The organism is Streptomyces sp. GC420 (assembly GCF_009916105.1).
Classification (GTDB): Bacteria; Actinomycetota; Actinomycetes; order Streptomycetales; family Streptomycetaceae; genus Streptomyces.
This window is the reverse complement of the sequence record NZ_JAAAXQ010000336.1, coordinates 1-9,002: the sequence shown is the minus strand read 5'-3', so window position 1 is coordinate 9,002 and position 9,002 is coordinate 1. Positions and strand designations below refer to the sequence as shown.

Here is a 9,002-nt window from a genome sequence, read left to right as displayed (position 1 = left end):
TCCCGCCCCCCACACACCCGCCCGCGACTGCGAGAAGCGACCGAAGGAACCGCAGATGTCCCTCCTTCAGCACAACCGCCCGGGAACACTGATCGGCCAGGCTCGAGGTGCCGTGCGCAGGCTGGGGCGGGAGCCGGGGACCGGCCGCCGACCGCGGGACGTCCCGCAGCCGGTGCGGCTGCTGCCCCCGCACGAGATCGACCTGGTGCTGGACGTCGGCGCGCACACCGGGGCGTACGGCGCGATGCTGCGCCGGCACGGCTACCGCGGGCGGATCGTCTCGTTCGAACCGCTCGCCCAGGCCCGGGTCGGGCTGCGCGGCAGGGCGGAGGGCGACGACCTGTGGACGGTGCTGCCGTTCGCGCTGGGAGAGCGCACGGGTCCCGCCGAGCTGCGGGTGGCGGGCGAGGACGGGGCCGGGACCTCGATGCTGCCCGCGCTGCCGCTGTACACGCTGGCCGCGCCGCACGAGACGTGCGCCCGTGGCCGGGTCACGGTGGACATGTGCACCCTGGAGGAACTGTGGGAGGGTGTCGTCGCCCCGGGCGAGCGGGTCTTCGTACGGCTCGACGTCCAGGGATACGAGGGGCATGTGCTGCGGGGTGCCGGGGCATACGCGGCGGAGTGCGCCGGTTTTCATCTGACGACGGAGCTGGTGCCGCTGCACGGCGGCGGGCTCGGCTTCGTGGAGGCGCTGCGGACGGCCACCGCCGGGCTGGGGATGACGCCGATGGGGGTCGTGCCGGGACTTTCCGACCCGCGGACGGGACAGCTTCTGCGCTGCGAGCTCGTTCTCATGAGAGAGGACAGAGGGGACGCGGAGAGTCAGCGCAGGCAAGCGGCGAGTTGCGCGTAAGCCTCATATAAGAGTTGAGTCGGCCTGACTCAGCTCTGTTGACTCTGATTCTCCGTTGATGCATCCTTGAGTCTGTTCCACTCAAGTCAGCTGGAGGAATCGAAATGGCACGTGCGGTCGGCATCGACCTGGGCACGACTAACTCCGTCGTCAGCGTTCTGGAGGGCGGCGAGCCCACCGTCATCACCAACGCCGAGGGCGCCAGGACCACGCCGTCCGTCGTCGCCTTCGCGAAGAACGGTGAGGTGCTGGTCGGCGAGGTCGCCAAGCGCCAGGCGGTCACCAACGTCGACAGGACGATCCGTTCGGTCAAGCGCCACATGGGCACGGACTGGAAGATCGAGCTCGACGGCAAGAACTTCAACCCGCAGCAGATCAGCGCCTTCATCCTGCAGAAGCTGAAGCGGGACGCCGAGGCGTACCTGGGCGAGAAGGTGACCGACGCGGTCATCACCGTCCCGGCGTACTTCAACGACTCCGAGCGCCAGGCCACGAAGGAGGCCGGCGAGATCGCGGGCCTCAACGTCCTGCGCATCGTCAACGAGCCGACCGCCGCCGCCCTCGCGTACGGCCTCGACAAGGACGACCAGACCATCCTCGTCTTCGACCTCGGCGGCGGCACCTTCGACGTGTCCCTGCTGGAGATCGGTGACGGCGTCGTCGAGGTGAAGGCCACCAACGGCGACAACCACCTCGGTGGTGACGACTGGGACCAGCGCGTCGTCGACTACCTGGTCAAGCAGTTCCAGTCCGGCCACGGCGTGGACCTGTCCAAGGACAAGATGGCCCTCCAGCGTCTGCGCGAGGCGGCGGAGAAGGCCAAGATCGAGCTGTCCTCCTCCACCGAGACCTCGATCAACCTGCCGTACATCACGGCCTCCGCCGAGGGCCCGCTGCACCTGGACGAGAAGCTCACCCGAGCCCAGTTCCAGCAGCTGACGGCCGACCTGCTCGACCGCTGCAAGACCCCGTTCCACAACGTCATCAAGGACGCCGGCATCCAGCTGTCCGAGATCGACCACGTGGTCCTGGTCGGCGGCTCGACCCGTATGCCCGCCGTCGCCGAGCTCGTCAAGGAGCTGACCGGCGGCCGCGAGGCCAACAAGGGCGTCAACCCGGACGAGGTCGTCGCCATCGGCGCCGCGCTCCAGGCCGGTGTCCTCAAGGGCGAGGTCAAGGACGTCCTGCTGCTCGACGTCACCCCGCTGTCCCTCGGCATCGAGACCAAGGGCGGCATCATGACCAAGCTGATCGAGCGCAACACCACGATCCCGACCAAGCGTTCGGAGATCTTCACGACGGCGGAGGACAACCAGCCGTCCGTGCAGATCCAGGTCTACCAGGGCGAGCGCGAGATCGCGGCGTACAACAAGAAGCTCGGCATGTTCGAGCTGACCGGTCTGCCGCCGGCCCCGCGCGGTGTCCCGCAGATCGAGGTCGCCTTCGACATCGACGCCAACGGCATCATGCACGTGACCGCGAAGGACCTCGGCACGGGCAAGGAGCAGAAGATGACCGTCACCGGCGGCTCCTCGCTGCCGAAGGACGAGGTCGACCGGATGCGCCGCGAGGCCGAGCAGTACGCCGAGGAGGACCACAAGCGCCGCGAGGCCGCCGAGGTCCGCAACCAGGCCGAGCAGCTCGTCTACCAGACGGAGAAGTTCCTCAAGGACAACGAGGACAAGGTCCCCGCCGATGTGAAGTCCGAGGTCGAGACCGCGGTCGCCGACCTGAAGGACAAGCTGAAGGGCGAGGACACCGCCGAGATCCGCACCGCGACCGAGAAGGTCGCCGCAGTCAGCCAGAAGCTGGGCCAGGCGCTGTACGCCAACGCCCAGGCCGAGGGCGGCGCCGCCGGTGCCGGTGAGGCGAGGGCCGAGGACGACGTGGTCGACGCCGAGATCGTCGACGACGACAAGAAGGACGGTGCCGCGTGACAGAGGAGACCCCGGGCTTCGACGAGCAGCAGTCCCAGCGGCCGCAGCAGCCCGATGTCCCCTCCGGCGCCACCCCTGACGCCGCGTCCGACAAGAACGCGGCGCAGGGCGCCGAGCCCGCCTCCTCCCAGGAGACGGGCCCGGCCCCGGCCGGGGACTCGGCAGCGGCCCAGGACCGCTCCCAGGACACGGCCCTGCTCGCGCAGCTGGACCAGGTCCGCACCGCGCTCGGTGAGCGCACCGCCGACCTCCAGCGCCTGCAGGCGGAGTACCAGAACTACCGCCGGCGGGTCGAGCGCGACCGCATCGCCGTACGGGAGATCGCCATCGCGAACCTCCTGACCGAACTCCTGCCCGTGCTCGACGACATCGGGCGGGCGCGGGAGCACGGCGAACTGGTCGGCGGCTTCAAGTCGGTGGCCGAGTCGCTGGAGACGGTCGCGGCGAAGCTGGGCCTGCAGCAGTTCGGCAAGGAGGGCGAGCCCTTCGATCCGATGGTCCACGAGGCACTGATGCACTCGTACGCGCCCGACGTCACAGAGACGACGTGCGTCGCGATTCTCCAGCCTGGGTATCGGATCGGCGAGCGCACCATCCGCCCCGCGCGGGTCGCGGTCGCCGAGCCCCAGCCCGGCGCGCAGCCGGGCGGGCAGAAGGCGGAGGAGTCGTCGTCGGACGAGGAGAACGGTGCCCCGGACGAGGGCTGACACATTGACGAGTGACGGGAAGGAGGGACGCCGGGGATGAGCACCAAGGACTTCGTGGAGAAGGACTACTACAAGGTCCTCGGCGTCCCCAAGGACGCCACCGAGGCGGAGATCAAGAAGGCGTACCGGAAACTCGCCCGCGAGTTCCACCCGGACGCCAACAAGGGCGATTCCAGGGCCGAGGAGCGCTTCAAGGAGATCTCCGAGGCCAACGACGTCCTGTCCGACCCCAAGCGCCGCAAGGAGTACGACGAGGCGCGCGCCCTCTTCGGGAACGGCGGCTTCCGGCCCGGTCCCGGGGCGGGCGGCGGCTCCTTCAACTTCGACCTGGGCGACCTCTTCGGAGGCGGCGCCCAGGGCGGCTCGGCCGGCGGCTTCGGCGGCGGACTCGGCGACGTGTTCGGCGGACTGTTCAACCGGGGCGGGCCGGGCACGCGTACGCAGCCCAGGCGCGGCCAGGACATCGACACCGAGGTGACGCTGAGCTTCACCGAGGCCGTCGACGGGGCCACCGTCCCGCTGCGCATGACCAGCCAGGCGCCGTGCAAGGCATGCTCGGGCACGGGCGACAAGAACGGTACGCCCCGGGTCTGCCCGACCTGTGTCGGCACCGGGCAGGTCTCCCGCGGCGGCAGCGGTTCCTTCTCGCTGACCGACCCCTGCGCGGACTGCCGGGGCCGCGGCCTGATCGCGCAGGACCCCTGCGAGGTCTGCAAGGGCAGCGGTCGCGCCAGGTCCTCCCGCACCATGCAGGTCAGGATCCCGGCGGGCGTGTCCGACGGCCAGCGGATCCGGCTGCGCGGCAAGGGCGGTCCCGGCGAGACCGGCGGCCCTGCGGGCGACCTGTACGTCACCGTGCACGTCGACGCCCATCCCGTCTTCGGCCGCAAGGGCGACAACCTCACCGTCACGGTGCCCGTCACCTATCCGGAGGCGGCGCTGGGCGGCGAGATCCGGGTGCCCACCCTGGGCGGGCCCCCGGTCACCCTGAAACTGCCGGCCGGCACGCCCAACGGCCGCACGATGCGCGCCCGCGGCAAGGGCGCGGTGCGCAAGGACGGCACCCGCGGGGACCTGCTGGTCACCGTCGAGGTGTCCGTGCCGTCGCAGCTGGGCGATTCGGCGAGGGAAGCCCTGGAGTCGTATCGCAAGGCCACCGCGGACGAGGACCCGCGGGCGGAGTTGTTCCAGGCCGCGAAGGGAGCTTGATGACGATGGATGCCCGGCGCCGCAATCCGTACGAGCTGACCGACGATTCCCCGGTGTACGTCATCTCGGTCGCCGCCCAGCTCTCCGGGCTGCACCCGCAGACCCTGAGGCAGTACGACCGCCTCGGTCTGGTCTCCCCGGACCGCACCGCGGGGCGCGGCAGGCGCTATTCGGCCCGCGACATCGAACTGCTCCGCCAGGTGCAGCAGTTGTCGCAGGACGAGGGCATCAACCTGGCCGGCATCAAGCGCATCATCGAACTGGAGAACCAGGTCGCCGCCCTCCAGGCACGGGTGGCCGAACTCCAGGCGGCCGTGGAGGGCGCCGCCGCGGCCATGCGGCAGCGCGAGGCCCAGGTGCACGCCTCCTACCGGCGCGACCTCGTGCCGTACCAGGACGTGCAGCAGACGAGCGCGCTGGTGGTGTGGCGCCCGAAGCGCCAGCCCTCGGACTAGTGCCGCGTCGGTCGGGGTTTGCCCGCTGAGGAGCGGCGTCCGGTGCCGGGGGCACCTCCCGCCGGAGGCGGGGGGAGCGTCGCAAGGCGGCCGGAAGCCCTCGTAGTGGGCCTGCTCGGGCTTTCGGCCAACGCAGCGTGGGTACCTCCCGCGCCCGGAGGGCTGCGGGGGAGTGCCGTGCAGGGCGTCGCGACGGGGCGAACCTCGGCTGACGCGGCACTAGCTCCGCGCCACCGACGGGCGAGGCCGGCCGCCGGACCGGACGGGTGCGCGCCGGTGGAGCACGGAAGAAGGGCCGGGAGGCGAAGCCGCCTCCCGGCCCTTCTTCCGTGGCCGGTGGATCAGGCGAGATCGGGCCTGATCCGCCACGGATGCGCCGCAGCCGTCTCGGTGCCGTCCGCGAGGATGCCGACTACCCGGTAGAACGACGTCTCGCCGAGCGGCTGAGTCTCGTCCAGGTGGCTGTAGTACGTGGTGCCCGCCACGGCGGGTTCGGTGTGCAGCGGCTCGTAGGTGCCGGTCAGCGGGTTCCACCGGCTCACGCGGTACTCCGTGACGGTGCCGCATACCTCCCCGGCGCACCTCCAGTGGAGCTTGGTGGCGTCTTCGACTCCGGTCCAGCCACCGCCTCCGTACAGCGGGCCGGTGTCCGAGCCGACGCTCTCCGGCGGCACGAGGGAGAGTTCCGTCGCGGTCACGGTCGGCACGGTCGGATCCGTGGGCGACAGCGCATTCCTCCAGACATCCCTCGCGACGACGGTGTAGACGAGCGTCTGCCCGTCCGGGACGTCGATGCAGAGCATTGCGTGCGGGTTGTCGCTCGAGTCGAGGCAGGAGTCGAGCCACCGCACGGTTCCGTCCGCCCGGCGCATGCCCATCAGGCCGTGGTAGCCGGATATGTCGTCATCGGTGGGGGCGTCCCAGGACAGCAGCATTCCATCGGCGCGGGGGGTGGCACGCAGGCCTACCAGGGGCAGCGGCGCAGTCCTGTCGGGCGTCGTGACGGTGACCGTGTTCGACAGTCCGGACTCATTGCCCTTTCCGTCGGTCAGGGTGACTCCGTAGGTGTACTCGGTGTCGAGGGCCCACTGGGTGTCGGAACAGTGGAAGTCCAGTGTGTCGCCGGAACCGCCGGTTCGTGAGTACTCGGCGCACTTCACCTTGGGGGCGTCGGCCCCGACGGTCCCCCCTTCGGAGCGGTAGACGGTGAAGAAGGCGCCGTTGGACAGTTCACCGTCCAGTGACGCCGGGATCTGCCAGTAGAGATCTACCGTGCCGGGGTCGAGGGCGGTGTGCAGCTTCTGCGGCGCCGGCGGCGGGGTGCGGTCGATGCCGTCCGAGACCACGGCCGTGGAGAGCGGTGATCGGTTCCCCGCGGCGTCGTAGGCGAGCACCCTGTAGCTGTGCAGGGCCTCGGGCGGGGTGACGACGTACCGGTAGGTGGTGCCGGTGAGGTCCTTCGCCAATGTGTACTCGCCCGTGGCCGGGTCGAGTTCGTGCAGCTGGTAACCGGCGGCGTCGGGCACCGGGTTCCAGGAGACGTAGAGGCCGTAGAGGTCGGCGTGGGCCTCGAGTCCGGTCGGAGTGGCGGGGGCCGTTCTGTCCGGGGTGGTGACCGGTTTGTCGGTGCTGCCGGGGGACGCGTTGCCCGCCTTGTCGACGGCCCGGACCTCGTAGTAGTACTTCTCGCCCGTCGCGGGCGGGGTGTCGGCGTACGAGGTGGCGGTCAGCGGGGTGCTGCCGCTGACCCGGGTCCAACTGCCGCTGCCGTCCAGGCGGCGGTAGACGCGGTAGCCGGCGAGGTCCATCTCCTTGTTCGCCGACCAGCGCACGGTGGCCTTGCGGGTACCGGTGTCGTACGTCGCGGAGGCGCCGGAAGGGGCGAGCGGTTTCACCCGGTCGACATCGGCCGACGTCCGGGGCGCGTAGCCGAACGAGACGTCGGCCGAGCCGGTCCACGCGGCGAAGTCCACACGGAGGGTGTGCTTGCCGGACGGGATCGTGACGTCGGCGGTCTTCTTCCGGGTGGAGGAGACGTCGCTCCACAGGTCGATCTTGCGAACGCCGTCGACGTACACCCGGATGCCGTCCTGCGCGGCGGCGGAGAGGCGGAACGGGCCGCCGGAGCCGAAGTCGCGGGTCACGCTCCAGCGGACGGAGAAGTTGTTCTTCGGCAGGGTGACCCCGGCCGGGTCCCCCGTGCCGTAGTCCTCGCTGATCTTCTTGTCACAGGCCGTCAGCTTCGGTGTGCCGCCGAAGGTGGTGTTGGCGTAGAACTGCGCCTTCCACGTCGGGGAGGCGCAGTTCACGGCGGCGGCGGCCGGCCCGGCCGCGGTGGTCGCGGTGAGCAGGCCGCCCGCGGCCGCGAGGACGAGCGTGGGTGCCGTGGCGCGCCGGACGCGTCCGGCGCGCCTTCTGTGCGGGTCCTTCATGTCATCCCTCGGTCGGTGTGGCCGCAGACGGGGCGGCCACACGCAAGACCACCGGGACGACGGCACGGTTGTGCCGCCGGCCGGATCTCAGTGGGCGTACACGCCGAGTTCCCGGATCGAGTAGCGCTTGTCCGTGGCGCGTTCCAGGCACTGGACGCGGACGTAGCGCGCGTCCACCGGGGTGAAGGCGCGGTTCTCGGTGCCGCCGCGGCCCGCCGTCGTGGTGTGGACGGTGGTCCAGTTCGTGTTGTCGGAGGACACCTCGATCCGGTACTTGCGCGCGTAGTGCTCGGTCCAGTCGAGGGTGACCCGGCCGACCTGCCGGGCCGTGCCCAGGTCGACCTTGATCCAGGCCGTGGCGACGTCCTTGCTGGTCCAGCGGGTGGAGGTGTCGCCGTCGACGGCGTTGGCCGGCGGGTAGGCGACGACGATCGCGTCCTGGTAGCCGGACGAGGAGGCGCTCACGCCGTCCGCCCGGGCCAGGTTGGCGAGGTTGTCGCCGCGCCGGGCCGGGAACTCGACGACCTGCTGGTAGGTGGGCCGGTTCTGCCAGGCGATGCGCGGCGCGGTGATGCCGCCCATGGCGCGGTGCACGATCGAGTCGGCGCACACCTGGTCGCCGGCGTCGCAGTGCTCGTCGCCCGGGTAGACCTCGGCGGGCGGGGTGGCGGCGGCCTCGGCCAGGGTGTCGAGCAGGACCTTCCGGCAGTCGGCGACGCTCCCGCCGCCGCAGTACTTCCTGTCCAGGGGGCTGTGCACGGTCCGGCCGAGAACCGCCCTGATGTCCTTGTCGACGTACGCCCACCAGCCGTGCTGGAAGGCCGAGCCCTTGTGCGCCCCCGCCGAGATGCCGGAGGCGGTGCCGCCGGAGCCGTTCTGCCCGTTGGAGGGGGACTCGTTGACCGGGGCGACGGCGGTCAGCGCCTGGTAGAGGCCGTCGCCGAGGTCGTCCTTGAACATGCCCTCGACCAGCAGCGGCCACCAGGCGTCCAGGACGCGGATCGCCTCCGCGTCGGCGTAGGCTCCGGAGTCCTTCGCGGTCTCCCGGCGGTGCGAGCCGGACTTCTGCCAGGCGCGCAGCTTCTCGACGGTCGCGGACAGGCCGGCGTCGCCGACGGCCGCGGAGTCCACGACGTCGAGGAGGCCGGGCAGCACCCGCTCGGCGCGCAGGTCGACGTTGGCGGCGTCCTCCATGGCCTTGACGAGCGAGGTGCGGGTGACCCCGCCGTCCTCCACGAGGGCGGAGACCCGGGAGTCGAGCATGTCGGCGCGGTGCACGGAGCCGTTGCCCCAGCCGGTCGGGCCGTCCCACGCGGCACCGGCAGGACGCCCGGAGGAAGCCCCGGCCGCACCGCCGTGCGCAAGTCCGGGGTCGACTACTTCCGCGGCGACGGTTCGGACTGGAT

At 71.0% G+C, this 9,002-nt stretch carries 7 protein-coding genes; 5 read left to right on the top strand and 2 right to left on the bottom strand.

Features of this window, described 5'->3' with window-relative positions:
- From GUY61_RS30155 to GUY61_RS30135, 5 genes are all read left to right on the top strand, one after another.
- On the top strand, positions 1-856 hold an 856-nt coding region (locus GUY61_RS30155), incomplete at its 5' end, for an FkbM family methyltransferase (RefSeq protein WP_208106651.1).
- Positions 857-960: 104 nt separating this feature from the next.
- Complete coding sequence (gene dnaK, locus GUY61_RS30150) at positions 961-2,793, top strand: molecular chaperone DnaK (RefSeq protein ID WP_166633416.1); 1,833 nt, start codon at positions 961-963, stop codon at positions 2,791-2,793.
- Entirely contained in the window at positions 2,790-3,500 is a 711-nt protein-coding gene (grpE, locus tag GUY61_RS30145) for a nucleotide exchange factor GrpE (protein WP_166633415.1), read from the top strand. The genes dnaK and grpE overlap by 4 nt, the downstream gene beginning before the upstream one ends.
- A gap of 36 nt (positions 3,501-3,536) precedes the next feature.
- Complete coding sequence (gene dnaJ / locus GUY61_RS30140) at positions 3,537-4,709, top strand: molecular chaperone DnaJ (protein WP_166633414.1); 1,173 nt, start codon at positions 3,537-3,539, stop codon at positions 4,707-4,709.
- 5 nt (positions 4,710-4,714) lie between these two features.
- Positions 4,715-5,164, top strand: coding sequence for a heat shock protein transcriptional repressor HspR (locus GUY61_RS30135; RefSeq protein ID WP_166633418.1), 450 nt, complete (start codon positions 4,715-4,717; stop codon positions 5,162-5,164).
- A 341-nt stretch (positions 5,165-5,505) separates the two neighbouring features.
- On the opposite strand, the gene GUY61_RS30130 is transcribed toward GUY61_RS30135, so the two are convergent.
- Both GUY61_RS30130 and GUY61_RS30125 read right to left on the bottom strand, forming a co-directional pair.
- Positions 5,506-7,596 carry a PA14 domain-containing protein gene (locus GUY61_RS30130; RefSeq protein ID WP_166633413.1) on the bottom strand — a complete coding sequence of 697 codons (2,091 nt, stop codon included), beginning with the start codon at positions 7,594-7,596 and terminating at the stop codon, positions 5,506-5,508.
- Between the two features lie 87 nt (positions 7,597-7,683).
- A partial coding sequence (locus GUY61_RS30125; protein WP_208106650.1) for a discoidin domain-containing protein occupies positions 7,684-9,002 on the bottom strand: 1,319 nt, incomplete at its 5' end.

What these genes read in the sequence shown, in the direction of transcription:
- dnaK (WP_166633416.1), top strand. Translation starts at nt 961, where the DNA reads ATGGCACGTGCGGTCGGCATCGACCTGGGCACGACTAACTCCGTCGTC.
- dnaJ (WP_166633414.1), top strand. Translation starts at nt 3,537, where the DNA reads ATGAGCACCAAGGACTTCGTGGAGAAGGACTACTACAAGGTCCTCGGC.
- GUY61_RS30135 (WP_166633418.1), top strand. Translation starts at nt 4,715, where the DNA reads ATGGATGCCCGGCGCCGCAATCCGTACGAGCTGACCGACGATTCCCCG.
- GUY61_RS30130 (WP_166633413.1), bottom strand. Translation starts at nt 7,596, where the DNA reads ATGAAGGACCCGCACAGAAGGCGCGCCGGACGCGTCCGGCGCGCCACG.